Origin of the sequence: Klebsiella sp. 141240 (assembly GCF_050600805.1) — a bacterium.
GTDB lineage: Bacteria > Pseudomonadota > Gammaproteobacteria > Enterobacterales > Enterobacteriaceae > Klebsiella > Klebsiella aerogenes.
The window spans coordinates 24,414-49,942 of sequence record NZ_JAQIRK010000017.1; the positions used below are offsets into that span (position 1 = coordinate 24,414).

At 56.7% G+C, this 25,529-nt stretch carries 28 protein-coding genes; 7 read left to right on the top strand and 21 right to left on the bottom strand.

Annotated features, from left to right (window positions below; all coding sequences use genetic code 11):
• Positions 1-48 precede the first annotated feature (48 nt).
• The 3 genes from PGQ95_RS21790 to PGQ95_RS21800 all read left to right on the top strand — a co-directional run bounded on the left by PGQ95_RS21790 (position 49) and on the right by PGQ95_RS21800 (position 3,354).
• Entirely contained in the window at positions 49-669 is a 621-nt protein-coding gene (locus tag PGQ95_RS21790; RefSeq protein ID WP_087858095.1) for a LysE family translocator, read from the top strand.
• A gap of 1,030 nt (positions 670-1,699) precedes the next feature.
• Complete coding sequence (locus tag PGQ95_RS21795) at positions 1,700-2,140, top strand: hypothetical protein (protein ID WP_087858096.1); 441 nt, start codon at positions 1,700-1,702, stop codon at positions 2,138-2,140.
• Positions 2,141-2,508: 368 nt separating this feature from the next.
• On the top strand, positions 2,509-3,354 hold the full coding sequence (locus tag PGQ95_RS21800) for a hypothetical protein (RefSeq protein ID WP_430919303.1): 846 nt from the start codon (positions 2,509-2,511) through the stop codon (positions 3,352-3,354).
• Between the two features lie 181 nt (positions 3,355-3,535).
• Here PGQ95_RS21800 and PGQ95_RS21805 read toward each other — a convergent pair whose 3' ends face one another.
• Positions 3,536-4,033 (bottom strand): DUF2938 domain-containing protein, encoded by a 498-nt coding sequence (locus tag PGQ95_RS21805; RefSeq protein WP_430919305.1) that lies wholly within the window; start codon positions 4,031-4,033, stop codon positions 3,536-3,538.
• A 74-nt stretch (positions 4,034-4,107) separates the two neighbouring features.
• Here PGQ95_RS21805 and PGQ95_RS21810 point away from each other — a divergent pair, with 74 nt between their 5' ends.
• Positions 4,108-4,506, top strand: a complete 399-nt coding sequence (locus tag PGQ95_RS21810) for a helix-turn-helix domain-containing protein (RefSeq protein WP_430919307.1) — start codon at positions 4,108-4,110, stop codon at positions 4,504-4,506.
• Positions 4,507-4,561: 55 nt separating this feature from the next.
• On the opposite strand, the gene PGQ95_RS21815 is transcribed toward PGQ95_RS21810, so the two are convergent.
• The 12 genes from PGQ95_RS21815 to flgB all read right to left on the bottom strand — a co-directional run bounded on the left by PGQ95_RS21815 (position 4,562) and on the right by flgB (position 15,179).
• On the bottom strand, positions 4,562-4,948 hold the full coding sequence (locus PGQ95_RS21815) for a VOC family protein (protein WP_430919309.1): 387 nt from the start codon (positions 4,946-4,948) through the stop codon (positions 4,562-4,564).
• A 190-nt stretch (positions 4,949-5,138) separates the two neighbouring features.
• Positions 5,139-6,098, bottom strand: coding sequence for a flagellar hook-associated protein FlgL (flgL, locus tag PGQ95_RS21820; protein ID WP_087858101.1), 960 nt, complete (start codon positions 6,096-6,098; stop codon positions 5,139-5,141).
• A gap of 21 nt (positions 6,099-6,119) precedes the next feature.
• A complete protein-coding gene (gene flgK, locus PGQ95_RS21825; protein ID WP_015704937.1) occupies positions 6,120-7,769 on the bottom strand; it encodes a flagellar hook-associated protein FlgK in 1,650 nt (549 codons plus the stop codon).
• Positions 7,770-7,952: 183 nt separating this feature from the next.
• Positions 7,953-8,897 (bottom strand): flagellar assembly peptidoglycan hydrolase FlgJ, encoded by a 945-nt coding sequence (flgJ, locus tag PGQ95_RS21830; protein WP_113374261.1) that lies wholly within the window; start codon positions 8,895-8,897, stop codon positions 7,953-7,955.
• On the bottom strand, positions 8,897-9,997 hold the full coding sequence (locus PGQ95_RS21835; RefSeq protein ID WP_015367323.1) for a flagellar basal body P-ring protein FlgI: 1,101 nt from the start codon (positions 9,995-9,997) through the stop codon (positions 8,897-8,899). The genes flgJ and PGQ95_RS21835 overlap by 1 nt, the downstream gene beginning before the upstream one ends.
• A 39-nt stretch (positions 9,998-10,036) precedes the next feature.
• Positions 10,037-10,738, bottom strand: a complete 702-nt coding sequence (gene flgH / locus PGQ95_RS21840) for a flagellar basal body L-ring protein FlgH (RefSeq protein WP_015367324.1) — start codon at positions 10,736-10,738, stop codon at positions 10,037-10,039.
• Positions 10,739-10,820: 82 nt separating this feature from the next.
• Positions 10,821-11,603 carry a flagellar basal-body rod protein FlgG gene (gene flgG, locus PGQ95_RS21845; protein WP_015367325.1) on the bottom strand — a complete coding sequence of 261 codons (783 nt, stop codon included), beginning with the start codon at positions 11,601-11,603 and terminating at the stop codon, positions 10,821-10,823.
• Between the two features lie 34 nt (positions 11,604-11,637).
• Positions 11,638-12,393: a flagellar basal body rod protein FlgF gene (locus PGQ95_RS21850; protein WP_015704934.1), complete on the bottom strand. Its 756-nt coding sequence runs from the start codon at positions 12,391-12,393 to the stop codon at positions 11,638-11,640.
• Positions 12,394-12,405: 12 nt separating this feature from the next.
• The gene (gene flgE, locus PGQ95_RS21855; RefSeq protein WP_015367327.1) at positions 12,406-13,620 is read right to left on the bottom strand and encodes a flagellar hook protein FlgE; all 1,215 of its coding nucleotides are present in this window, start codon (positions 13,618-13,620) and stop codon (positions 12,406-12,408) included.
• Positions 13,621-13,665: 45 nt separating this feature from the next.
• Positions 13,666-14,343, bottom strand: coding sequence for a flagellar hook assembly protein FlgD (flgD, locus tag PGQ95_RS21860; protein WP_015367328.1), 678 nt, complete (start codon positions 14,341-14,343; stop codon positions 13,666-13,668).
• Positions 14,344-14,355: 12 nt separating this feature from the next.
• Positions 14,356-14,760, bottom strand: a complete 405-nt coding sequence (flgC, locus tag PGQ95_RS21865; protein ID WP_015367329.1) for a flagellar basal body rod protein FlgC — start codon at positions 14,758-14,760, stop codon at positions 14,356-14,358.
• Between the two features lie 5 nt (positions 14,761-14,765).
• Positions 14,766-15,179 (bottom strand): flagellar basal body rod protein FlgB, encoded by a 414-nt coding sequence (gene flgB, locus PGQ95_RS21870; protein WP_015367330.1) that lies wholly within the window; start codon positions 15,177-15,179, stop codon positions 14,766-14,768.
• Positions 15,180-15,338: 159 nt separating this feature from the next.
• On the opposite strand from flgB, the gene flgA reads away from it, so the two are divergent.
• The 3 genes from flgA to PGQ95_RS21885 all read left to right on the top strand — a co-directional run bounded on the left by flgA (position 15,339) and on the right by PGQ95_RS21885 (position 16,813).
• Positions 15,339-15,989 carry a flagellar basal body P-ring formation chaperone FlgA gene (gene flgA / locus PGQ95_RS21875; protein WP_430919312.1) on the top strand — a complete coding sequence of 217 codons (651 nt, stop codon included), beginning with the start codon at positions 15,339-15,341 and terminating at the stop codon, positions 15,987-15,989.
• A 63-nt stretch (positions 15,990-16,052) separates the two neighbouring features.
• Positions 16,053-16,376 (top strand): flagellar biosynthesis anti-sigma factor FlgM, encoded by a 324-nt coding sequence (gene flgM / locus PGQ95_RS21880; protein WP_015367332.1) that lies wholly within the window; start codon positions 16,053-16,055, stop codon positions 16,374-16,376.
• 2 nt (positions 16,377-16,378) lie between these two features.
• On the top strand, positions 16,379-16,813 hold the full coding sequence (locus PGQ95_RS21885; protein ID WP_047739907.1) for a flagella synthesis protein FlgN: 435 nt from the start codon (positions 16,379-16,381) through the stop codon (positions 16,811-16,813).
• A 223-nt stretch (positions 16,814-17,036) separates the two neighbouring features.
• Here the strand turns inward: PGQ95_RS21885 and PGQ95_RS21890 are convergent, their stop codons facing one another.
• From PGQ95_RS21890 to PGQ95_RS21925, 8 genes are all read right to left on the bottom strand, one after another.
• Complete coding sequence (locus PGQ95_RS21890; RefSeq protein WP_430919314.1) at positions 17,037-17,441, bottom strand: flagellar protein FlhE; 405 nt, start codon at positions 17,439-17,441, stop codon at positions 17,037-17,039.
• Positions 17,441-19,519: a flagellar biosynthesis protein FlhA gene (flhA, locus tag PGQ95_RS21895; protein ID WP_020079225.1), complete on the bottom strand. Its 2,079-nt coding sequence runs from the start codon at positions 19,517-19,519 to the stop codon at positions 17,441-17,443. Before flhA ends, PGQ95_RS21890 begins: the two co-directional genes overlap by 1 nt.
• Complete coding sequence (gene flhB, locus PGQ95_RS21900; protein ID WP_063410449.1) at positions 19,512-20,663, bottom strand: flagellar biosynthesis protein FlhB; 1,152 nt, start codon at positions 20,661-20,663, stop codon at positions 19,512-19,514. Before flhB ends, flhA begins: the two co-directional genes overlap by 8 nt.
• 150 nt (positions 20,664-20,813) lie before the next feature.
• Positions 20,814-21,458 (bottom strand): protein phosphatase CheZ, encoded by a 645-nt coding sequence (gene cheZ / locus PGQ95_RS21905; RefSeq protein WP_430919317.1) that lies wholly within the window; start codon positions 21,456-21,458, stop codon positions 20,814-20,816.
• A 10-nt stretch (positions 21,459-21,468) separates the two neighbouring features.
• The gene (cheY, locus tag PGQ95_RS21910) at positions 21,469-21,858 is read right to left on the bottom strand and encodes a chemotaxis response regulator CheY (protein WP_015367338.1); all 390 of its coding nucleotides are present in this window, start codon (positions 21,856-21,858) and stop codon (positions 21,469-21,471) included.
• A gap of 71 nt (positions 21,859-21,929) precedes the next feature.
• Positions 21,930-22,979, bottom strand: a complete 1,050-nt coding sequence (locus PGQ95_RS21915) for a protein-glutamate methylesterase/protein-glutamine glutaminase (protein WP_430919319.1) — start codon at positions 22,977-22,979, stop codon at positions 21,930-21,932.
• The gene (gene cheR, locus PGQ95_RS21920; protein ID WP_015367340.1) at positions 22,979-23,851 is read right to left on the bottom strand and encodes a protein-glutamate O-methyltransferase CheR; all 873 of its coding nucleotides are present in this window, start codon (positions 23,849-23,851) and stop codon (positions 22,979-22,981) included. The genes PGQ95_RS21915 and cheR overlap by 1 nt, the downstream gene beginning before the upstream one ends.
• Positions 23,852-23,879: 28 nt before the next feature.
• Positions 23,880-25,490: a methyl-accepting chemotaxis protein gene (locus PGQ95_RS21925; protein ID WP_430919322.1), complete on the bottom strand. Its 1,611-nt coding sequence runs from the start codon at positions 25,488-25,490 to the stop codon at positions 23,880-23,882.
• Positions 25,491-25,529: the final 39 nt, after the last annotated feature.

The following is a 25,529-nucleotide window of genomic DNA, read 5'->3' on the forward strand; positions in this document are numbered from 1 at the left end:
GAACGGTTAGCAATAATCGGGTAGCATCCGCTCTTTCGGATAAAGAAAATGTCTGTTACCGATTCACTTCTCGCTTTTTCCCTTGCTGCGCTTTTGCTTACCCTGACTCCCGGCCTGGACACGGCACTCATTTTGCGCACCGCCTGTGCTGAAGGTGGTAAAAAAGCATTTCAGGCGGCGCTGGGCATTGATACTGGTTGTTTCATCTGGGGAGCGATTGTCGCACTGGGCCTCGGCGCCCTGCTGGCGGTTTCAACGTTGGCTTACACGATTCTGAAAATCGGCGGAGCCGCCTATCTGAGCTGGCTTGGCATACAGCTTCTGATGCGGCCTCGTTCGTCTTTCAACCACGATAATGGCAGCGTAGCTTCACACAACAACTGGTTTATCAGAGGGATGCTTGGGAATGTGCTTAACCCCAAAATGGGCATATTCTATATCTCGTTTTTGCCTCAGTTTATTCCTGCCGGGCACTCCCCTTTACTATGGACATTTATCCTGGTCAGCATTCACGTCACGATTGGCACTCTCTGGTCAGTGACGCTTATCTTATCCACGCATTTTGCTTCAACCATCCTGAAAAAAAGCAGCGTTGTTAGCATCATGGACAGAGCAACCGGCGGTTTATTTTTGTGTTTTGCGGCTAAACTGGCTATCAGTTCGAGATAATCCTGGCCGATAAATGATGCCCATCTCTGGCATCGCTCGGGAGAGATGCTTTACGCGAGAAACGGAAGCTGGAACTGCCGAAGCCATGCCTATTCACCCGTCCTCTTAGCGCAGACTCCTGCGCTTAACATCAGGCTGGAAAATTTCCCATGATATGTGCTTGATGGTTCAGGGTTTCTTTTATGTTATCGACTCTGACCTTCCTGATATCTGAACTGCGCGAAGATCCATAACGTAAAATCACCTGCTTTAAGTGACTGAATCACGCCAAATACCGATAAGGTCAAGAAGTGAGTAGCACAGGGTCGTCCATTCACGCTCTGAAACCATTTATGAACATCATATTGCAGAGGATTTAATGGTTGTACATGCATATTTAAGAGCAGGGGTAACAGCAAGGGACCACTTAACTCATACCAGATTTACCTAACAAAGAAGAGCAATTGAATCACATGCAGCACATTATCCTTATAAAAATAGACAAATAGTTTATTAGATCGAATATTAGATTATTCCGAGATTAACATCTTATTTGTGCAATATGAAATCCTGCAACCATCAGAGCCGACAAATGCACTCTGCATCAACTAGTTATGTATATACACCACACAATTCAATGCTTTTTAGCCCCCTTGAAATTCAACGGCTTAAATAAGCAATGCTATGTAACTCTAAATACTAAACGAGTTGTATAAAAAAGTAATGAACCTAAACTTTTGCATTAGGCGATTCAATGGATAGATGATTACCAATCAAGGTAAAGACACTTGCTGTTAAATGCGAGTCATCTGCTGCATTAAAAAAAAACCGCTATTGATATTAATCAATGGTGCAGGTATGCGTCTTAATAAATATGGTACATCTCTTAGATCAGCATTCCTATAACAGTCATAACGAGAGAGGTTTTTCATTTAAGTATTTTTAATCAAAAAAACATGTAATGTCTACCGTGGATGTTTCAACTCTGCTTTATGATAAAAACAACCACAACACATCTATAAACTAATAAATTTAAAATGAAGAGGTTTAAATGAGAACATCTAATATTCTGTATGTTATAGCTGGCATTATCTTCATTATGTCAACAACGACTTACGCAAGCGAAAAAGTACCGAAAGGTGCGTTAGTTGTTCGTTACGGCGCCGCAAATATGGATGAGAATTATGAAAATCAGGATGGATACCCTGATAATTTGCAAAATGTTTCGGCTCTTTGCTCCCGAAAAGACTCTGGCGCGAACCAGGATTTAGTAAATGAGTTAATAGGCTCGGATAAGACCCGAAAGAGCATCTGGAAAAAAGCTGGAGCGACTAAAGCCTCAACTTTAATAAATAAAAATGCCAAAATTGAATCAGACCCGCTACCAAAGAATCCGAATCATTGTTTAATCAGTAACATTAGCTTAGCGAATATCAAAGGGACATGGGTTATTTATGTTAACCCCCCAGAGTTAAGTGTTCATGGACAATAACTCGCGGTCTTAAAAGAACTGCATTTATTGGTATAGAACAAATGATGGGTAGATATATGCCACGGGTTATCATGATTGGACTCTAATGTGTATCTACTATCAATTCAAAAAAAACACTTCACTAATTACGGAGGGGATATGCATTACTGAAAGATGTAATATGCTTATAAACATATATAATTAATGTGATTATTTTTAATTCGAGTGTTTCATTTTCAGCATAAGCGAAGGCTCAAACTATATGGCTAGTAATTTAACAAATAACTTGTCATGTAAGGTTATATCATCATCTACATCTAACCTAAATCAAATGTTTTCATGTTGATTTCATTTGATGTTTAGGAAAAACAATATTATAGGAGTTTGCTATGTTCAATGAAAATGCAGTACAGTCGGCACATGAATATTTCAGAAAAATTTATGATTTAAAAGATGCTGAGATTCTTTCAGAGGATCTTCCGCTTGTTCAAGGGCTTTCTAAGGAGGGCGCTGTTCAATATCAAACATATCAATTTAATGATGCTCCAGAAGCGTTGAAGGAACAGGTCAAAGTAGGCCGTTTATTAATGGAACGCTTCGTAGGTGTAGCCAGTGCAGCTGTTAATAAAAAGGCACCCAGTAGCACCGACAAGTATAATTTCGAGCAATGGCAAGAAGTCACTAAGCATCTTACTAATGCGTTTTTCACAGATCCTGTTTCAGGTGACAGAAGTTTAAATACGTCAGTACAAGGTATTGAGATTGCCAAAAGTGTAATTAACTTTGCATGTAACGTTATAGCAGGCGATGTTACAGCCTTCGCAAATTTCCTGAAGGGATTTGGTGACGGCCTCAGTGCACAAATGAGTAAAACGCAAGCTGCCTATAATTATTTATATGCATATTCTACTCATGATTTATTCAAAGATCAAAGCGGTAACGTATTTTACAAACCTAGCTTTCTTGTATATGGAACTTACTTTAGCCAGGAGCAAAAGAAAATATCTACATCCTGTGCTTCATATAATGAAGTCAACCTTAATTTTGGTGTAAACACAATCGGCGGGACATTTAAAATTGAAGAATACATGAGCAATGATAAGTTTAAGGCATCAGTCGATGATTTTCTGGATAAATTTGAAGGAAAATCAATTAAAGATACAGATTCATACTTTGACGGGATATTTAATAACTCATCCCCTTCTGCATCTTATCAATACAAAAAGTCAGAATAAGCCTATTTACCCAATCAAGGGAGATGATTGACTTATTTAAAAGACTATAAGAGAGTAGGCATTATTTGCCTACTCTCTGTTTTTACAAAAAGCACGTCTCCGGCGTGTAAAAAGAGTCTGCTGCGATATGCCTGCTATACCAGCATTCGCTGACGGTAAAACGTGTACCAGCAAATACCTATCAAAGTAATGAGCACCATGAAAGTACGCTCGCCGTCAGATACAGCCCAATGCCATAGGCCAGGTGCGCGAGCAGGCTCAGCGAACGCGCCAGCCACGGTCGGGGAGTCCGTGAGGCCGCGACGCCAAAACCAAATGCGGGCTGCAGGATCAAGAACGGCGCCAATAAGGTTACGACCCCTGACAGCAGCGCTGTCGCCAGAGTGGGGGCATAAAACCAATCGGCGCCGCTCAACATAAACGGCACAGCCGCAAAAGCGATACCGATTAAATAATGGCATAACCAGCCGGTAAAACGCTCTCCGTGTAGCGGAGGGGTTGCGGTGATGGTGTTATGTCGCACTGTCCCCCGCGCAAGCCATAACGCCCAGCGACCGACCAGCGCATAGTTCAACGGCGCAATCTTGAGTATATGCTTCTGAAAGAGCGACCATAAATCCATGACTAACGTCGCGCCGATCCCCGTTACTAAAATTTGCACAACAACCATGATATTCAATTTCTTCTTCCTTTTTATGCGTCAATGCTACTCTGTCGACGAGTGTGCAACTTAAAGCGAGGTTCAAGTCAATCATGAAAGAACTGGATATCAGCGAGGTCGCGGCGCTTTCCGGCATTGCGCCTTCAGCGCTGCGGTTTTATGAAAAGAAAGGCTTAATCAAGCCGATCGGTCGCCATGGTCTGCGAAGGCAGTACCATGAAAATGTGTTGAGTAAGCTGGAACTGATCGTGCTGGGACAGGCCGCCGGTTTTTCGCTTGCGGAGATAGCCGAGATAGTTAACGCTGACGGCAAGATAGCGATTGATCACCAACGCCTTGAGCAGCGCGCGCAGGAAATTGATAACACCATTCGTCGGTTACAGCTGTTAAGCCAGGGGCTAAAACACGCTGCCCGCTGTACTGCGCCGGAACATATGCAATGCCCTGAATTTAAAAAAATTGTGGCAAAGGGCATTAGATTGTTTAAATAAACACTCCAGCACTATGGCTTGATGGATGAGAATTAGCGCATCGAGGCGCAAACCATTATCGCCACGCCTTGTTCTGGAGTACCACCCTGTAGCCATCTGGATCAACGAACGTTTGGCCATTGATATCCCAATAAGGGTTAAAAGAATTCGTCAAATTAAAGCCTGCTTCGCGCATTCTGGCGCAAGCATCTAACCACCCTTTCTTATCCGGGTAATACAGCACGAGTAGATCCTCCTCCGTCTGCAAGGGTTGTACTGGATGATATTGGCACCAGGTGAATTCTATATGCCAGCCCAATCCCTCTCGCCCTAACATTATTCCATCAAAACCATCGTGATCGTTAAATTCAGCAATTTTGTGTAAGCCCAATCCTTGACAGTACATCAAACAGGACCTTGCAAGATCGGTGACGGGTTTGGCGATACGCATATGAGTAAACATCCGGAATTCTCCTTGAGAGGATATGGTGTGAAGGTTGGGATCCGGTTTGAGTTTACACGCTATGAGGTGGTGAATTTGTCGCTGAGAGCCCCCCACTTCCGCCTGATAAAAAAAGGGCACCTCACCCCGCGTACACAGAGAGAACGGGATGACGTGCCAAGGTGCTAAATGAAAAAGTGATTATTTGTGATTAGCGATTCATCTGAAACAGAGACATGCCCTGCATATCGCTGAAAGTTTTATAAGATGCCTGCAGCGCCGCCTGCTGCATAAAATAAGAAGAGATAGATTCCGCAAGGTCAGCATCGGTCAGGGCGCTCATCTGCAGCTGGTTGGTCATATCACGCTCTTTACCGATGCTATCGAGCTGATCCATTTCCTGCAGCTGGTTGCCCAGCTCGGCGCGCACGCTCAATACCTTGTTGTAGGAGTTATCGAGGCCGCGATTAGCCTTCGCCAGCGCATCGTTCACCTGCTGTTTGGTGGCGTCATCGGCCCCCTGCAGCGGCGTTTTCAACGCTTCCAGCGCAATATCGATACTGGCGAACACATCGGCGACCGGCGCGCTGCCGTCCGGCTCCGGCTTCGGATTGCTGGTCAGCGCCATAAATACCGAATTACCGGTATGGCCGATGGTCATCGTACGGTTGGCGTCAACCTTCTGTTCCACGGTTTTATCGCCGCCCTGATAGCTAATCTTGCCGTTAGTATCGACAAACGGCGGCTTATCATTCTCATAGCCGCCAAACAGGTAGCGTCCGTTGCCGTCGGTACTGTTGGCCTGGTTCAGCAGTTGATCCTTCAGCCCCTGTAGCTGGGTCGCCAGCGAATCGCGGTCGTTATCGCTCTCGGTGCCGCCGGCGTTAACGATCAGCGCCTTGATATCAGAAATCGTCGAGGTGGCTCCGGAAAGCACGGTCTCTTCCATCGATACGCTCTGGCGGGCGAAAGTACGCGCCAGGGTGTACTGATTGTTCTCGGCCTGCGATTGCGACAGCATCACCGCGCGCGATGCCGCCAGCGGATCGTCGGAGGGATTAATCACCTTCTTGCCGGTTGAAAGCTGCTCGGCGGCCTTCATAAACAGCGACTGATTGCCGGTGATGCCGGTCATGTTCTGTTGGTACATCATGCTGGTGCTCATGCGCATGCTGTCAGTTCCTCAATACAATCAACGAATATTCAGCAGCGCGTCGAACAGCGAGCTGGCGGTCTGGATCACCTGGGCGTTCGCCATGTAGTACTGCTGGAAACGCAGGAGCTCGCCATACTCTTCGTCGAGGTTTACCCCGGAGAGCGACTGCTGTTGACGGGCCAGTTGGGTGACGATACTGGACTGCGATTCGCTGCTCACCTTCGCGGCGGCGGTCTGGTTGCCCACGCCGCTGACGATCCCGGCGTAGGCGCCGCTAAGCGTCGCTTTGCCATCCACCAGGTTTTTGGTCTGCAGATCGAGCAGTTTTTTAGCGTTATCGTTATCGCCGCGGCCGCTGTCATCTTTACCGGCGGCGGCGATTTTCGCTGAATCGGTAATCGCCACTTTCAGGTTGCCCGCCACGTCGCTGACCGGCTTCACCGTAAAGCTATCTTTCTGCTGCGGGTTGCCATCAATACTGACTTCGAGTCCATCAAAGCTCAGCGTCGGGTTACCGTCTGCATCTTTACCGGCGGTGGCGTTGACTTTGACGTTGTCCGGCAGACGGCTGACCTGCCAGTTGGCGCCGTCATACTCCACGCGGTAGTCGTTGGCTTTTACCTTGCTGGTATCGGTATACGAGACCGACAGCGAGGCATCGCCGGTATTGCGCGTATTATCAACCACCCGCGCGCCGCTGAAGCTGAAGAAATCGCCCCCCTGCTCACCGTTGAGATCGAAGCCCTCGCGGTGCTGTTGGTTAAAGCTATCGGCCATCGCCAGCGCCAGTTGGCCGAGCTGATTGCGCACGCCGTCCAACGTCTCGCTGCGAAAACGCAGCACGCCGCTCAGGCTGCCGCTGGTGATTTGCCCTTCCGGTACTTCGCTGGCGCCGCTGCCGCGGTTATAGCCGAGAGTCAGGCGCGAAGGGTCGCTGCTGGAAGGGATCGCTTCCACCTGATAGCTGTTGTTGCCCTGCACCAGGGTCAGGCCGTTGGCGAAGGAGACGGTATAAGCGTCGCCGTCCTGCTGGGTTACCTGAACGCCCACCAGTTGGTTGAGTTCGCTGACCAGCTGATCGCGCTGATCGAGCAGCGCGTTCGGTTCGCCGCTGGCGCTGCCGCGCAGGCGGGTAATCTCATCGTTAAGACGGGCAATCTGCTGGCTATAGCTGTTAATCTGCTGGGCGGTGTCGTTAATCTGCTGATTAACGCCGCTGTCCATGTCGCGCAGATATTTATCGGTATTATTAAACTGGTTGACCAGGCCGTTAGCCTTACCCAGTACCGTCTGGCGCGCCGCGTCGTCGCCGGCGTTGCTCACCAGGTTCTGCAAATTGGTGAAAAAATCCTGCAGGCTCCCCGAGAGGGTATTAGTTTTGCTGGCCAGCAGGTTATCGATCTGCGAAATCTTTTCGTAGTAGGCGTTCTGCGAACCGGCCGCGCTCTGCGCGCCGCGCAACTGGTTAGTGATGAACTGGTTATATTCGCGGTTCACGCTGGTCACGGTCACTCCGTTACCGATAAAACCGTTCATAGTGGCCAGGCCGCCGTTTTGGGCCAGAATCGCCGTCTGCCGGTTATAACCCGCTACGTTGTAGTTAGAGATATTGTTGCTGACGGTACTGAGCGCCACCTGCGCCGCATTCAGTCCGCTCATCGCCGTATTGATTAAGCTATTGGACATCAGGGTTCCTTATGCTGCCAAGTCAATTCGCTCAGCTTGCCCTTGTTATCGGTCAGAGAAGTAAAAACTTGAGTAAATCTGCCTGCAAAATTCCGCAGCCGCTTTTATGCCGGATGGCGCTACCGCTTACCGGGCTACAGCACTGTGCGATGTGGTAGCCCGGACAAGGCGCGACCTTCGAACCTAGAACAGATCGTTAATATCCGCGGCATAGGCTTTCACCGCCTGCGCCCCTGCGTGCTTCATCTGCTGAATCACGCTGACCAGCTTGCTGGCGTATTGCGGGTCGGTGGCGTAGCCCGCGCGCTGCAGCTCGTGCGCCGCCTGCTCCGGAGTGGACGCTTCGGCAACCGAGGCATAGCGCGGGTTGTTGGTCAGCAGCTTGACGTAATCAGCAATCGCCGAGAAGTACGAATCGTAGACACGGAATTTGGCCTTCACCTTCTTCGCCACGCCCTGTTCAAACTCAGTGGTGGTGATCTCGGTAACCGGCCCCTTCCAGTTGCCCCCGGCTTTAATACCAAACAGGTTGTAGCTCGGCGAGCCGTCGGCGGTCGGGATTTCGCGCTGCCCCCAGCCGGATTCCAGCGCCGCCTGGGCGACAATCAGCTGATGCGGGATCCCGCTGCGCTCACTGGCGGCGCGCGCCGGCATTGACAGACGGGCAACGAAATTGCCGTTGTTGAGCGATAGCGGCGCGGCGACCGGCGGCGCTTTCGGCACCGCCCGGCGGATCATCTGCTCCAGCGCCTGATTCGGCAGCGTCTGCAGCACCTCATTATCCAGCGCCATCGGCGCGGTGCCCGCCGTTTCGCTGGGGACCGCGTTGGCGTTGCTCATCTGCTTGACCATCATGTCGGCCAGCCCTAATCCCTTTTGCGACATCTGCTGAGCAATCTGCTGATCGTACATCGAGGTGTAGAGCCGGGTCTGGTCGCTGCTGAGTACGCCATCCTGTGGTAGCGCGGCGCGCATGCTCTTTAGCATCATCTGTACAAACATGCCTTCGACCTGCTGCGCCACCTGCTTGAGGTTGCCCTGCGGATCGGCGGCGGCATCGCGCTTCAGGCTGTTCAGCGCCTGGGCGTCATAGGCGGCGCCCGACATCGCCATAACATCGCTGGCCATTAGATAATTTCCAGTTTGGCGCGCAGGCAGCCGGCGCTTTGCATGGCTTGCAGAATCGACATCAGGTCGATTGGCGTCGCTCCCAGCGCGTTCAGCGCGCGCACCACGTTGTTGAGGTTGGCGCTGGCGTTGATTTTCTGCAGTGAACCGCCCTGCTGCTGCATTGAAATCTGGGTATTTGGCGTTACCACCGTCTGGCCGCCGCCAAACGGCGTCGTCGGCTGGCTGACGCTGGTTTGTCTATCGACCACCACCGACAGGTTGCCCTGAGCCACCGCGCAGGAATCAAGGATCACCTCGCGATTCATCACCACCGAACCGGTACGCGAGTTGATGATCACTTTGGCGTCCATGGCGCCAACGTTAACGTTGATATTCTGGATCTCGGCGAGGAAACGCACCTGCGAGCTATTGCCCTGCGGCACCAGTACCTGAATGGTACGCGCATCGAGCGGCGATGCGGTGCCGCCGCCGCGCTGGCGATTAATCGCATCGCTAATCTGCTGCGCGAGGGTGAAATCTTCATCATTGAGCTGCAGGTTGAGCACCCCACCGCTGCCGAACGTGGTCGGCAGTTCGCGCTCGATGGTGGCGCCGTTGCTGATGCGTCCGCCGGCCAACTGATTGACCTGTACGCTGCTGCCGCCCGCCGCCGCGCCAGCGCCGCCTACCAGCACGTTGCCCTGGGCCAGCGCATAAACCTGGTTATCCACCCCTTTGAGCGGCGTCATCAGCAAGGTCCCGCCGCGCAGGCTTTTGGCGTTGCCCATTGATGAGACCACCACATCGATATTCTGCCCCGCGCGCGCGAAAGGCGGCAGCTTCGCCGTGACCATCACCGCGGCGACGTTCTTAAGCTGCATGTTGGTGCCCGGCGGCACGGTAATACCGAGCTGCGATAGCATGTTGCTCAGGCTTTGGGTGGTAAACGGCGTTTGCATGGTCTGGTCGCCGGAGCCGTCGAGCCCCACCACCAGGCCGTAGCCGATTAAGGCGTTATCGCGCACGCCCTGTACCGTCACCAGATCGCGAATACGCTCCGCCGTCGCCGGTAAGCTGGCCGCGCCGATTAATAGCGCAATGATGAGTTTTTTAACCATGTGAATCTCTTTTCAGTAACAGCGCCAATGGCCCGCTCATTAGTACGGGGAGACGTTGAGGAAGAACCGCTGCAGCCAGCCCATCGTCTGCGCTTCATTGATGTAGCCGTTGCCGACATACTCGATGCGCGCGTCCGCCACCTGCGTTGAGGTAACCGAGTTGCTACCGCTGATGGTGCGCGGGTTAACCACCCCGGAGAAGCGGATGAACTCGGTGCCCTGGTTAATGGCGATCTGTTTTTCCCCCACCACGTGCAGGTTGCCGTTGCTCAACACCTGATTAACGGTGACGGTAATGGTGCCGTTGAAGGTGTTATTGGCGTTCGCCCCGCCTTTACCGCCGAAACTGTTATCGCCGGAAATATCCATATCGGCGCGGGCGTTGCCCAGCAGGCCGTCTAAGTAGCGCGGCGCGGTGGCGACGCCAAACTTGCTGGAACCGTTACGGCTGGCATTGGCGGAAGAACTCTTGCTGGCGCTGACGTTTTCCTGCAGCACAATAGTCAACGTGTCGCCAACATTGCGCGGGCGGCGGTCTTCGAACAGCGGCTGATAGCCGTAGTTCATCGGCTGCGCAGCCTGAAAAATTGAGCCGTTCGGTACCGGCGCGGTCGGCGGCGCGGGCTGCGCCGAGGTCGAACCATCGACCAACGGTTTATGCGGAATGTACGCGCAGCCGCTCAGCGTCAGCATCACCATGCCCGCCAGCAAGCGTTGTCCCTGGCGCGGCAGGGTGGCCATCGAATGTGTGGTTACCACGGGGTATCGCCTTTGTTACACCAAAAAAGCGACGGGCGCGGCAGGCGACGCCCGTCATCAAACATTACAGTTGGGTCAGCTTCTGCAGCATCTGATCCGACGTCGAAACCGCTTTGCTGTTGATCTCATAGGCGCGCTGGGTCTGGATCATATTGACGAGCTCTTCCGCCACGTTGACGTTCGAGGTCTCCACATAGCCCTGGTAGAGCATACCGGCGCCGTTCAGACCCGGCGTGCTCTCATTCGGCGCGCCAGAGCTCTCCGTTTCCTGGTACAGGTTCTCGCCCACGCTTTCGAGGCCGCTGTCGTTAATAAAGGTGGTTAACGTCAGTTGCCCGACCTGCTGGGCGGCGGTCTGCCCCTGCTGGGTGACGCTCACGATGCCATCGCGGGCGATGGTAATGGTCAACGCGTTGGCCGGAATAGTGATCGCCGGCTGCACCTGGAAGCCGCTGGCGGTCACCAGTTGGCCGTTCTGATCGATCTGGAACGAGCCGTCGCGGGTGTAAGCCTGGCTGCCGTCCGGCAGCAGCACCTGGAAGAAGCCCTGGCCTTTAATCGCCACGTCTTTGCTGTTGTTGGTCTGCGACAGGTTGCCCTGGCTATGCAGACGCTCGGTGGCGACCGGGCGCACGCCGGTACCGATCTGCAGGCCGGAAGGCAGCGTGGTCTGCTCGGAGGACTGCGCCCCCGGCTGGCGCATGGTCTGATACAGCAGATCTTCAAACACCGCGCGCTGGCGTTTAAACCCGTTGGTGCTGACGTTCGCCAGGTTGTTGGCGATCACGTCCATATTGGTCTGCTGCGCATCAAGACCGGTTTTCGCAATCCATAAAGAGGGAATCATTGGTTATTTCCTTTGGCCGCGGGCCGACTGGCTATCAGCTTACTGACAGCAGAGAGTTCGCCCGCTGTTCGTTCTCATCCACGCTGTGGATGACCTTCATTTGCATTTCAAAGCGACGGGCGTTGGCGATCATATCGACCATGGTCTCCATCGGCTTGACGTTACTGCCCTCCAGCACGCCCGGCATGACCCGCACCTGCGGGTCGTTGGCCAACAGATTGCCGCGGCGCTGCTGGGTTTCCGGGGTCAGGCGGAACAGGCCGTCATCGCCGCGCATTACTTCGCGCGCGTCGGCTTTCACCAGCTTCAGGCGGCCAATTTGCGCGATGGTGTTCGGCGGATCGCCGGGGTTCAGCGCCGAAATCGTGCCGTCGGCGGCGATAGTGATTTCCGCCGACGGCGGTACCTCAATCGGCCCGCCGTCGCCCTGCAGCGGCATTCCCTGCACCGTCAACTGACCGTTAGCTGAAACCTGAATGCTGCCGTTGCGGGTATAGGCTTCGCCGCCGCCCGGCAGGCTGAGTGCCAGAAAACCGTCCTGCTGCAGCGCCACGTCCAGCGGGCGCCCGGTGTAGTTCAGCGCCCCCTGGCTCATATCGGCGCCCGGCGTCGAGGCCGCCACCAGCGTGCGGGTGGCGAGGCTCGGCCCGTCAACCGGCACCGCGCGTAGCGCGGCGAGCTGGGCGCGAAAGCCCGGCGTCGAGGCGTTGGCGAGATTGTTGGCGGTAATCGACTGTTGCTCCAGCGTCTGGCGCGCGGCGCCCATCGCGGTATAAATCGCGTGATCCATAACTCAGTTCCGTTAGCGCAGGCTGACCAGCGTCTGCAGGATCGAATCCTGCGTCTTGATGGTCTGGGCGTTGGACTGATAGTTACGCTGGGCGACAATCATGTTCACCAGCTCCTGGCTCAGGTCGACGTTGGACGATTCCAGCGCGCCGCTGGTCAGTTTGCCAAAACCGCCGCCGCCGGAGAGTCCCACGCGTGGCTGGCCGGAGGCGCCGGTCTCCTGCCAGACGTTATCGCCCTGCGACGCCAGACCTTCCGGGTTGGAGAAGTTGGCCATCACAATCTGCCCCAGGACCTGGGTCTGCTGGTTGGAGTAGATACCGACGACGGTACCGTCATCATTAATCTGGAAGTTGGTGTATTCGCCGGCGGCATAACCATCCTGCGCCACTTTACTCACCGAATCGCTACCGACGTTCTGCTGCATACTACCGGCGAAGCTAAGCGTGAAGTTCTGCGCCGGTGCGCCGTCTTTCGCGCTCATCGGAATGGTCATGCTGAACTCGCCCGCCTGGCCGTTAACGCTCACCAGGTTGCCGCTGGTATTGAACTCCATGGTGCCCGCGCTGACCGCAGCCGCGCTGCCGTCCTGGGTATAGACCTGCCATTTGTTATCGTCGGTTTTCACGAAATAGGCGTTGATGTTGTGGGCGTTACCCAGCGAATCGTAGGCGGTGATGGTGTTGACGTAGTTGTAGCTATCCTGCTTCGCCGGGTCGAAGGTTTTGTTCTCCGGCACTTTATGCGTGGACTTCAGGTTGGCGACCATTTCACCGGAAGTCGACGCTTTGGCGTTCATCATCCCTTCCGGAATGCTCAGCGGTACCGGGTTGGCGCCCTGCTGAATGGTCGGCGGCGTGCCGGCGGCCGGATAGCCGGTAAGCTGCAGCCCCTGCATATTGGTCAGATTGCGGTTTTCGTCCAGCTTAAACTGACCGTTGCGGGTATAGAAAATACCGCCGTCTTTATCCTGCATGCGGAAGAAGCCGTTGCCGTTGATCGCCACATCCAGCGCGCGGCTGGTGCCGGTGGTGGTGCCGCCTTTAAAGTTCTGGGTGATCCCGGAAACTTTAACCCCCAGCCCGACCTGCGAACCGGCAAACATATCGGCGAACGACACGCTGCCGGATTTGAAACCCGCGGTCGCGGAGTTAGCGATGTTGTTGCCAATCACGTCGAGATTGGTGGCCGCCGCGTTTAAGCCGCTGACTGCCTGAGAAAAGGCCATGTTACTCTCCAAATATTTAGGGTATCGATAAAATCCAGATGCGAATTACAGGATCTGCCGCACTTCCTCGAGGCTGGCGTTACCGGCCAGGCCGAGATCCAGCTTCGCGCCGTTGCTGTCGTTAATCACGCCGTTAACCATGCCGAAGTGTAGGCTGCGCGCCACCAGTTGCTCGCCGTTGCCCTTGGCGTTAATCGCCACTTTATAGGCGCCGTCCGGCGCGGCGGTACCATCATCCAGCGAGCCGTCCCAGGTGAAGGCGTGCACACCGGCGGTGAGGCCGCCAATCTCAATGGTCCGCACCACCTGGCCGTTGGCGTTGGTGATGGTTGCCGTGACCTGATCGGCGGCGCGCTCCAGCTCGACGCCAAACGGCGTGGTGCTGACCTGCCCTTCTTTACTGCCGACCAGAATGTTATTACCCGGTACCATCACGCCGTGGCCGATCAGCGCGCTGGCCTGCAGCGACTGGTTGCTGTTGATCTGCCCGGAGATCGCGCCAAGGGTGGTGTTGAGTTTTTCGATGCCCTGTACGGTATTAATCTGCGCCAGCTGCGAGGTCAGCTCGTTGTTCTGCATCGGGTTGGTCGGGTCCTGATTTTTCAACTGCGCCACCAGCAACGTCAGGAAGCTGTTATGCAGATCCTGGCTGGTGCTGCTTTTGCTGGCGGAATCAAGAACCGCGTTATTGGTCGATTCATTGGTGGTTGCGGCGATAGCCATCGGGATCTCCGGTTACTGACCCAATGTCAGGGTTTTCATCATCATCGACTTAGTGGTGTTGAGCACTTCGACGTTGGCCTGATAGCTGCGGGAGGCGGAGATGGTGTTAACCATTTCACTCACCACATCGACGTTCGGCATCCGCACATAACCCTTAGCATCAGCCAACGGGTTGCCCGGTTGATAAACCATCCGCGCGGGCGCCGGGTCATCGACCACCTGCGAGACGCGCACGCCGCCGGTCTGCTGCCCTGGCGCCGCGGCCACTTCGAACACCACCTGCTTCGCGCGATAGGGTTCGCCATCCGGGCCGGTGACGCTATCGGCGTTGGCCATATTGCTGGCGCTGACGTTCATCCGCTGCGACTGGGCCGAGAGCGCCGAGCCGGAGATATCAAAAATATTGAGTAAAGACATTCGCCTTATCCTTGTTGCAGCACCGACATCATCCCTTTGATCTGACCGTTGAGCAGCGTCAGGTCGGTCTGATATTTCAGGCTGTTGTCAGCGAAGTTGGTGCGTTCGCGATCCATGTCCACCGTGTTGCCGTCCATCGACGGCTGGTCCGGCACCCGGAACAGCAGATCCAGCTCCGGCGGCTGCATGGTTTGCGCCGGAATATGGCGCGCCGCCGTCAGGTTAAGCGCCATGCCGTTGCCGTTTACCCGCCCCTGTTGCAGGACTTTATTCAGTTGGCTGGCGAAATCGATATCCCGCGCCTGATAGCCCGGCGTGTCTGCGTTGGCGATATTGGCGGCCAGTATTTCCTGGCGCTGGGCGCGCAGGTTCAGCGCCTCCTGGCCAAAACGCAGAGCAGCGTCCAGTTTGTCGAGCATGCTCCCTCCGCAAGGTTAGAATTTGGAGCCGACAGCATAAACGCCCCCTGTGCCAACCTATCGCGGGAATAGGGGCAAAATGGGGCGCTATTTATCTGTTTAGTCCCTCGGGGCAGCCGTTACACTTAACCCCTTTCCGGGTGGCGTGAGGGGAACGCGATGAAAAGTAAAATCCTGCTGGTCGGCCTGCTGTGCAGCCTGAGCGCCCGCGCCGACACGCTGGCGACGCAAATCGAAAGCTTCATTAAAAGTAAATTCAACGATAATGCCGTACAGGTGAAAGTGCTGGTGCGCACGCCGCCCGCTCAGTGGCCGCCGTGTGAATTACCGCAGCTGTCGCTGCCGCCCAATGCGCGAATCGGCGGCAATATCAGCGTCTCCGCCCGCTGCGGGCAGGAGCGGCGGTTTATTCAGACCCAGGTGCAGGTATTTGGCCGTTATCTGGCGGCGGCGCGCGGTATTAGCGGCGGAACGCCGCTGACCCCAGCGGATGTGGTGCTAAAATCAGGCAGGCTCGATACCCTGCCGCCGCGTACGCTGACCGACAGCAAAAAAGCGCTGGGCGCCGTGACGCTGCGAAATATCAGCCCAGGCCAACCGCTGACGCTGTCCATGCTGCGTCGCGCTTGGGTGATCAAAGCCGGTCAGCCGGTACAGGTCATGGCCGAGGGCGATGGCTTTAGCATCAGCGGTTCCGGTAAAGCAATGAATAACGCGGCAGCCGAAGATAGCGTGCGCGTGCGCATGGTTTCCGGCAAAATCGTCAGCGGTATCGCCGGGGAGGATGGCGCCATCCGTATTACGTTATAAAAAAGTAAAGGTTTGCCAGCCCCTGCCGATAACCCCATTAGAAACCCATTTTGGAGATGGACCATGAGTATCGATCGCACCCAGCGGTTACAGCCGGTTTCCACGGTGCAGCCGCGTGAAACCCCGGCCGACAACCCGCTTCAGCCGCGTAAGGCCGCCGCGGCGGAAACCGCCGTTAGCGCCACCAAAGTGAAACTGAGCGATGCGCAGGCGCGGCTGATGCAGCCAGGCACCCAGGATATTGATATGAACCGGGTCGAGGCCATCAAACAGGCGATTCGCAGCGGCGAACTGAAAATGGACGCGGGCAAAATCGCCGACGCCCTGCTGCAGGATGCGCACAACGATATCCAGCGCCTTGCCGGTAGCAAAACAGATAAGGCCTGATGATGGACAGATTACGCACTCTGCTGGATAAACTGGCGGAAACCCTGCGGGCGCTGGATGACGTGCTGGCGCAAGAGCAACAGTTGCTGTGTGCGGATGAACTGCCCGGCGTAGCGCTGCAGCGCGTCACCGATAGCAAGAGTCAACTGCTGGCGACGGTAGCCTGGCTTGAACAACAGCGTCCGGCGCTGGAAGCTAACCTTGCGCTACGCGCGCCTTACCCCGGCCATGAAAGCTTCGGCGAAAGCTGGCGGCAGATCCAACAGTTAAGCCAGAGCCTGCGTGAAAAGAATCAGCATAACGGCCTGTTGCTCAATCAACAGATCGCCCATAACCAGCAGGCGCTGGCAATTCTTAGCAAGAATAATAAATCGCTGTACGGGCCGGATGGCCAGTCGCGCGCCGCGAGTCTGCTGGGCCGTAAAATCGGCGTCTGAATTCCTTTCTCTGTATTTCCCCAATGGCGACGGTTACCCGTAGCGCCGTTTTTTGTCAGGTGGCGCTACGCTTACCTGACCTACGCCGGCATGTGATCTGTAGGCCCGCGCAAGCGTAGCGCCGCCGGGCAATAACCGCGGATAACGAGCCATTTTCGCGCCGGATGGCGGCTGCGCCTTATCCGGCCTACGGTCTGTATTAATACAAAACTTTCCCCCGCGACTACTGATAATTAACGATAACCTGATTGGCAATCGCCCGCAGCGGCGGGTTTAACGGCCCGCGGGTCTGTACGGAATAGACAAACCGCAGCGGCCCTTCTGCCGCCTCGCCTGCCAACGCGTGGCTGGTACCGCTGGCGCTGGTCAGCGGAATACAGCGATTCAGGCTACACAAATGCACCAGCAGCCCCGCCGGCTCCGCTGACAGCAGACGATAGCGCCAGCTAACGGTCTCGATGCGCGCATTGCCGCCGGGTAGCGTATTGGGCGGCAGCAGCGCGGAGGAAGAATCACTCATCCCACCCTGTTCAAGAGTGACGCCGGGCCCTTCGGCAATCCATGAGCCCGACGCCGCGCCGGCGGCAACCGGCAATAAAAGGCACAATAAAGGAAGAAAGCGCGTCATCAGGCCGCTCCAATGGTTGAGGTCATGCGAATCTGGCGATCGTCGTTGATCTCCAGGTTGGAAAGCACCGCCATCTGCGGCAGGCTACGACGCAGGAAGCGTGCCAGTAGCGGGCGCAGCGCGTGGTTAACCAGCAGCACCGGCGGCGCGCTGAGCATCTCCTGGCGCTGCAGCGCCTGCCGCGCCTGCTCAAGCAGGCGGTCGGCAAGCCCCGGTTCGAGACCGCCGCCTCCCTGCAGCGCCTGTAGCAGCAGTCGTTCCAGTTGGGTATCCAGGCCGATAACCTGAATTTCGCCGTTGCCGGGGAACCACTGCTGGGCAATGGCCCGCCCCAGCGCCACGCGCACGACGGTGGTCAGCTCGTAAGGATCGCTTTGCGTCGGCGCATGCTCCGCCAGCGTCTCGATAATGGTACGCATATCGCGGATCGATACCCGCTCGGCCAGCAGGTTCTGCAACACCTTATGCAGCGTGGTCAGCGACACCACGCCCGGTACGAAATCTTCGGTCAGCTTCGGCATCTCCTGCGACACGCGGTCGAGCAGTTGCTGCGTCTCCTGGCGGCCAAACAGTTCGCTGGCGAACTGGCCGATGAGGTGGTTGAGATGGGTTGCCACCACCGTACTGGCCTCCACCACCGTATAGCCCTGGATTTGCGCCTGCTCGCGCAACGCGCTATCGATCCACACCGCCTCCAGACCGAAGGCCGGATCGATGGTTTTATCCCCCGCCAGCTCGCCGATGGCATTGCCGGGGTTAATCGCCAGCCAGCGCCCAGGCTGCGCTTCGCCGCTGCCAATTTCCACTCCTTTCATCAGAATGCGGTAGCGGGCGGGCGCCAGTTCGAGGTTATCGCGAATATGCACCACCGGCGGCAGATATCCCATCTCTTGGGCGAATTTCTTGCGGATCCCGCGGATTCGCCCCAGCAGCTCGCCATTTTGCTGAAAATCGACCATCGGGATTAGCCGGTAGCCCACTTCCATACCCAGCGGATCTTCCAACTGGACATCGGCCCAGCTGGCTTCCGCGGCCTGGGTGTTCTCCTGCACTATGGGTTCGTCGGCGGCTTTCGGCGCCTGTTTTTCACGGCCGCGCAGCCACCAGGCCAGCCCGAGCAGCGCGGCGGTAAACAGCAGGAAGACCAGGTTCGGCATCCCCGGCACCAGCCCCAGCAGCCCAAGTACCGCGGCACACAGCAGCATGACCTTTGGGTTATTGAATAGCTGGCCGACCATCTGTTCGCCGACATCCTGATCGGTCGCCACCCGGGTAACGATGACCCCGGCGGCGGTAGAGATCACCAGCGCCGGAATCTGCGCCACCAGCCCGTCGCCGATGGTCAGCAAGGTGTAGCTTTCCGCCGCCGCGCCCAGCTCCATACCGTGCTGCACCACGCCGACCAGCAGTCCGCCGACCACGTTAATCACCATAATCATTAACCCGGCGATGGCGTCGCCGCGGACAAACTTGCTGGCGCCGTCCATCGAACCGTAGAAGTCGGCTTCCTGCGTGACTTCGGCGCGGCGTTTTTTCGCCTCTTCTTCGCCGATAAGCCCGGCGTTCATGTCGGCATCGATCGCCATTTGCTTACCCGGCATGCCGTCGAGCACGAAACGCGCCCCCACTTCGGCGATACGCCCGGCGCCTTTGGTGATAACCATGAAGTTGATCAGTACGAGAATGATAAACACCACGATACCGATGGCGAAATTACCGCCGACCAGGAAGTGACCGAAGGCCTCCACGACCCGCCCCGCGGCGGCGGCCCCGGTGTGCCCTTCCATCAAAATGATGCGCGTCGAGGCGACGTTGAGCGACAGGCGCAGTAGCGTCGAGAACAGCAGAATGGTCGGAAACGCGGCGAAGTCCAGCGTGCGCTGGGTAAACATCGCCACCAGCAGCACCATGATCGACAACGCGATATTGAAGGTGAAAAGCAGGTCGAGAATAAACGCCGGCAGCGGCAGCACCATCATCGACAAAATCAGCAGGATCAAGATTGGGCCTGCCAGCACCTGCCATTGTGTATCTTTAACATTCCCTGGCAAACGCAGCAGGGAGGCCAAATTAGCCATCAGAGTCACTCTCTTTTGCAAAATCCAGTGCTTCCGGCACCGGTAAACGTTGAGGTTTTTTCGGGATCAGGCCGCCCTCGCGCCGCCAGCGGCGCAGCTGATAAACCCAGGCCAGCACTTCGGCGACCGCGGCATAGAGGGTGGCGGGAATATGCTGGCCGATCTCGCTATGGCGATAGAGCGCGCGGGCCAGCGGCGGCGCTTCCAGCATCGGGATACGGTGTTGCGCTCCCAGTTCGCGAATGCGCAGCGCAATCTCCCCCGCCCCTTTAGCCAACACCTTCGGCGCGCTCATTTTTTTATCGTTGTACTGCAGAGCCACGGCATAGTGGGTCGGGTTAGTGACTATCACGTCCGCTTTCGGCACATCAGCCATCATCCGTCGCTGGGCAATCGCCCGCTGCTGTTGGCGGATCCGCCCTTTAACATGCGGGTCGCCTTCCTGATCTTTGAATTCGTCGCGAATATCCTGTTTGGTCATCTTCAGCTTTTTGAAGTGGCTCCACAGCTGATAAAAAACGTCAAATGCCACCATCGGCGTCAATCCGAGCACCACCAGAAATCCGCAATAGAGGATCATCTGCAGCGCATTGGCCAACGCGTCGAGCGGCTGTTGGGTCATCAGATGCAGCATCGCCGCCCAGTTGTGCCACAGGTACAGCCCGGTTACCCAGCCGACCAGCGTGGCTTTGAGGATCCCTTTTAACAGCTCCGCCAGCACCTGAGTGGAGAACATGCGTTTCAGACCAGAAAGCGGATTCAGCCGTTTAAGATCGAATTTGAGCGACTTGGCGCTGAATAAAATGCCGCCAAGCAGCATTGGCGCGGCCAGCGCCACCAGCACCAGCCCGGCCATTACCGGCAGCAATGCCAGCACCGCCTGACGCAGCAGCATTCCCAGCTGGCGCAGCATTTGTTTGTCATTGCTGACCATTCCGTGGTCGAAATGCAGACCCTGCGTCAGCATCTCCGCCAGTTGGCGAGTGATATTGCTGCCGGACATCAGGATAATGGCGAGCCCGGCCACCAGCATCAGCACCGAGGTCAGCTCGCGCGAGCGCGGGATCTGGCCCTCTTCACGCGCCTTCTCCAACCGGTGGGCGGTGGGGGCCTCGCTTTTTTCCAGATCGCTGTCTTCCGCCAAGCCTGCAGTTCCTGTGTCGGGAGGGTAAAGAATGGCGGTCAGCATGCCAAAAAAATGGCGAAGTCATTGGCGGAACAACGGCGAAAAAGAGGGGTTATTTCATGGATGAGGGAAAGGCGGCAGGGGCGCAGCATCCTGCGCCCCGCCTGGTCAGAAACCGAGACTATCGAGCAGATCGTCAACCTGCGCCTGGTTGGCGATGACACCGACGCCGTTCTGGTCAAGCTGCGGGCCGTTGAGCAGGCTATCGTTGGCCCGTTTCTCTTTCACCGGCGGTTCCGGAATGTTTTCCATCAGCACCATCAGCAGCTGCTTTTCAATTTCCTGCACCACGTCCATCATGCGCTTGATAACCTGACCGGTCAGGTCCTGGAAATCCTGCGCCATCATGATTTCCATCAGTTGGGCGTTGGTAAAGGAAGTATGGCCCGGCACCCGATCCAGATACTCACGGGTGTCGGTCACCAGCGCGCGCGCGTCGTCCAGTTCGATCGGATTAGCGAACCACTCATCCCAGCGCGATTTTAGCGCGCTGGCGCCGGACTCCAGTTCGGCCTGGCGCGGCTGCGCCGCCTCCACGCAGCTCAACGCCCGTTCCGCCGCCTGCGCCGTCATGGTGACAACGTAATCAAGACGGTCGCGGGCATCCGGGATCGCCTCGGCCGCCTGGGCAATCGCCTGATCGAGCCCCAGCTCGCGCATGCTGTCGCGCAGCATGCGGGTGAGCTGGCCGATACGGGAGATTATCTCTCCCGCGGTCGCTGCATCGCTGGCAGGCATTGGAATCTCTCTCATCGCCCTCTCCTTACATGCCCAATTTTTCGAAAATCTTGTTGAGCTTTTCTTCCAGCGTCGCCGCCGTAAAAGGTTTCACCACATAACCGCTGGCGCCTGCCTGCGCGGCGGCAATAATATTTTCTTTTTTCGCTTCCGCCGTCACCATCAGTACCGGCATCGCCGCCAGCGCGGCATCGGCACGAATGGTTTGCAACAGTTCCAGACCGTCGACGTTGGGCATATTCCAGTCGGAGACCACGAAATCAAAGCTGCTGGCCCGCAGCTTATTTAGCGCGTCTGCGCCATCTTCCGCCTCTTCGACGTTGTTGAAACCGAGCTCTTTAAGCAAATTTCTGATGATACGACGCATGGTGGAAAAGTCGTCGACGACCAGAAAACGGAGATTCTTATCTGCCATTACTACCCCTGAACAGTGTCATTTTTAACTCACGTCACACCACGCCGCCGGGACATCCCGGCGGCGTGAAATTAAATTCGCAGCGCCTGGCCGCCGGCTATCTGCGCCAGCATGCGTTGGCTCATGCGCTCCAGCTCAACCACTTCGCTGACCCCGCCGCTGGCGATGGCCTCGCGCGGCATGCCGAACACCACGCAGCTCGCTTCGCTCTGCGCCAGGGTATAGGCCCCGGCGCGATGCATCTCCAGCATTCCCTGCGCGCCATCGTTGCCCATGCCGGTGAGGATCACCCCCAGCGCATTGCGCCCGGCGTGGCGTGCCACCGAGCGAAACAGCACATCCACCGATGGGCGATGGCGATTCACCGCCGGGCCGTCGTGCAACTTGACCTGATAGTTAGCGCCGCTACGCGCCAGCTCCAGATGGCGATCCCCTGGCGCGATATAGGCGTGTCCCGGCAGCACGCGTTCGCCCTCTTCCGCCTCTTTCACCGTGATCTGGCACAGCTTATTCAGCCGTTCGGCGAACGAGCGGGTAAATCCCGGCGGCATATGCTGGGTGATCAGCAGCGCCGGACTGGTGGCCGGCAACGGTTGTAGCACCTGACGAATCGCTTCGGTGCCGCCGGTGGAAGCACCAATGGCGATCAGCTTCTCGCTGCTCAGCAGCGGTCCGTGGCTTAAAATGGCCGGCGGCTGGTCATTGGCGCGCTGCGGCAGCCGCGCCCGTGCGGCGGTACGGATCTTTTCGCCTATCAGTTCGCTGTAGGCCAGCATGCCTTCGCGGATCCCGAGCTGCGGTTTGGTGACGAAATCCACCGCCCCCAGCTCCAGCGCGCGCAGGGTAATTTCCGAACCTTTACCGGTCAGCGATGAAACCATCACCACCGGCATCGGCCGCAGGCGCATCAGCTTTTCGAGGAAATCGAGGCCGTCCATGCGCGGCATTTCGACGTCCAGCGTCAGCACCTGTGGGTTAAATTTTTTGATCAGATCCCGTGCGACCAGCGGGTCCGGGGCCACCGCCACCATCTCCATATCGGCGTGGCCATTGACGATCTCGGTCATCAACTGGCGCATCAGGGCCGAATCATCAACACATAACACTCTGATTTTACTCATTACTTCTCCTTGGTCAGCCCATACACGGTCTGTCCACGCAGGTAGAAATCCCGGCTGATCTGGCTGAAATTCTCGGAGTGACCGGCAAACAACAGCCCCCCCGGTTTAAGCAAGGGGACAAAGCGGCGCAGGATGCGTTCCTGCGTCGGTTTATCGAAATAGATCATCACGTTGCGGCAAAAAATCGCGTCGAACGGCCCCGGCAGCGCCCACTCCGCCGCCAGCAGATTCAGCGGCTGGAAGTTGACCCGCGCCGCCAGCTCCTGACGCACGCGCACCAGCCCCTGATGCGGCCCGGTGCCGCGCAGAAAATAGCGCTGCATCTGGATTGGCGTCAGAGTGCGCAGATCTTCATGGCGATAAATCCCCGCTTCCGCTTTCTCCAGCACCTGGGTGTCAATATCGCTGGCCCAGACCTGGCAACTGCCCGCACGTTCCCCGAGCGCATCACCGAGCGTAATGGCGATGGAATAAGGTTCTTCGCCGGTCGAGGCGGCGGTGCTCCACACGCTATAGTTCCCGGGACGCGAGCGCGCATGCTCCGCCAGAATCGGAAAGTGGTGCGCCTCGCGAAAAAAGGCGGTCAGGTTGGTGGTCAGCGCATTGATAAACGCCTGCCACTCGGCGCTGTGCGGGTCGCTTTCCAGCAGCGCCAGGTAGTCGCCGAAATCATGAATGCCCAGCAGACGCAAACGGCGCACCAGCCGGTTGTACACCATCTCGCGCTTATGCGCCGCCAGCACGATCCCGGCACGCTGATAGATAAGCTGGCTGATGCGGCGAAAATGCGCGTCGGAGAGCGGCAGACGCTGAGCCATCTGCGCCAGCGCCGATCCGCTTTCACGCGCCGCGGTTGATGTCGTCTGCTTCATGCCGACTCACCGGCAAAATACGAGCGGTTTATGCGGTTTGACAATCCAGGGTCTCCTTTACCGTGGATGAGGTTTCCGGCGCGACGAAGTTGTCGTCCGCCAGACGGAATACCGCCACTGCATCGGCGAGGGTAATCGCCTGCTCTTCCAGCGCAGCGGCGGCGGAAGCCGATTCCACCACCAGGGCGGCGTTCTGTTGCGTCACCTGATCCATCTGGGTAACCGCCTGCGTCACCTGCTCGATGCCGCGGCTCTGCTCATCGGAGGCGGAGGCGATTTCGCCCATGATGTCGGTGACCCGGGTGACCGAGCGCACGATGTCCTGCATGGTGGCGCCGGAATTTTCCACCAGCACCGAGCCGTGTTTGACGCGGCTAACGGATTCGTCGATCAGTAGCTTAATTTCTTTTGCCGCCTGGGCGCTGCGGCTGGCCAGGTTGCGCACTTCACCGGCAACCACCGCAAAGCCGCGCCCCTGCTCACCGGCGCGCGCCGCCTCCACCGCCGCGTTAAGCGCCAGAATATTGGTCTGGAAGGCGATGCCGTCGATGACGCTGGTAATAGCGCCGATTTTTTGCGAACTGTTGGCGATGTCGTGCATCGTGGTAACCACGTCATCCGCCAGCTCGCCGCCTTTGGCGGCGGTGGAGGAGGCATCACGCGCCAGCTGCGATGCCTGGCGGGCGTTATCGGCATTCTGTTTTACCGTCGCCGTTAGCTGCTCCATACTGGCGGCGGTCTCTTCCAGCGAAGCCGCCTGTTGTTCGGTGCGCGAGGAGAGATCGTTGTTGCCTTCTGAAATCTCCTGCAGGCCGATAAGAATCGACTCCGCGCCGTCGCGCACCGCACCGACGGTACCAATCAGCGACTGTTGCATGCGCTGCAGGCTGGCAAATAGCTGGCTGATTTCGTTGCGGCCATAGACCTCAATCGGTGCGGAAAGATCGCCGCTGGCGATACGTTCGAAATGGCCGCGAATAATATTCAGCGGCTGCACAAGCATGGTTCGCAGCCACCACATCGCGCTGAGGGTGACCACCAGCAGCATCAGCACCGCCCCGGCAACCAACCAGATTGACCAGCCATAGGCCTGCTGGCTGGAGGCACTGGCTTCATCGGTCGTCGCCTTCGCCAGCTGCAGATATTGCACAAAGTCGGCCTCGAAGCGGTCCTGTATTTTCTGCGTCGGCTGGTCCATAAAGGCCTGCAGGTTGCGATTTTCGAGGAACACGATCAGTTCGCGCAGCGCGCCGCGTAGCTTTTCGTAGCTTTCACGCGTGGCATCGGCCAACTGCTGCTCCTGCTCATCCACGCGAGGCGTGTCGAGGAACTGGTTAAAGTAGAGATCGGCTTTTTGCAGCGAGCTGCGGGCGCCGCCCATCAGCGCATCCACCTGCTCCTGCGGCACCTTCAGCGCCGCGCGGGTACCGGCACGGTTAAGGGTATTTCGCGCCTGTAGCAGCGATACCCAGCTGAGGCTAAGCGCATCGCGCTGCTGGCTACTGACGGTAATACGTTCAAGATTGTGGTTGTCGGCGCGCAGCGCGACGTAAGAGAGCCCGGTGCTGATCAGTTGCATGATGCAAAAGGAGATCAGCAGCAGGAAAAGACTGGTAGAGATACGGATTCGGTTAAACATAGCAATCTCCTTGGTAGCCGGTCTTGGCCGGCTTACAAC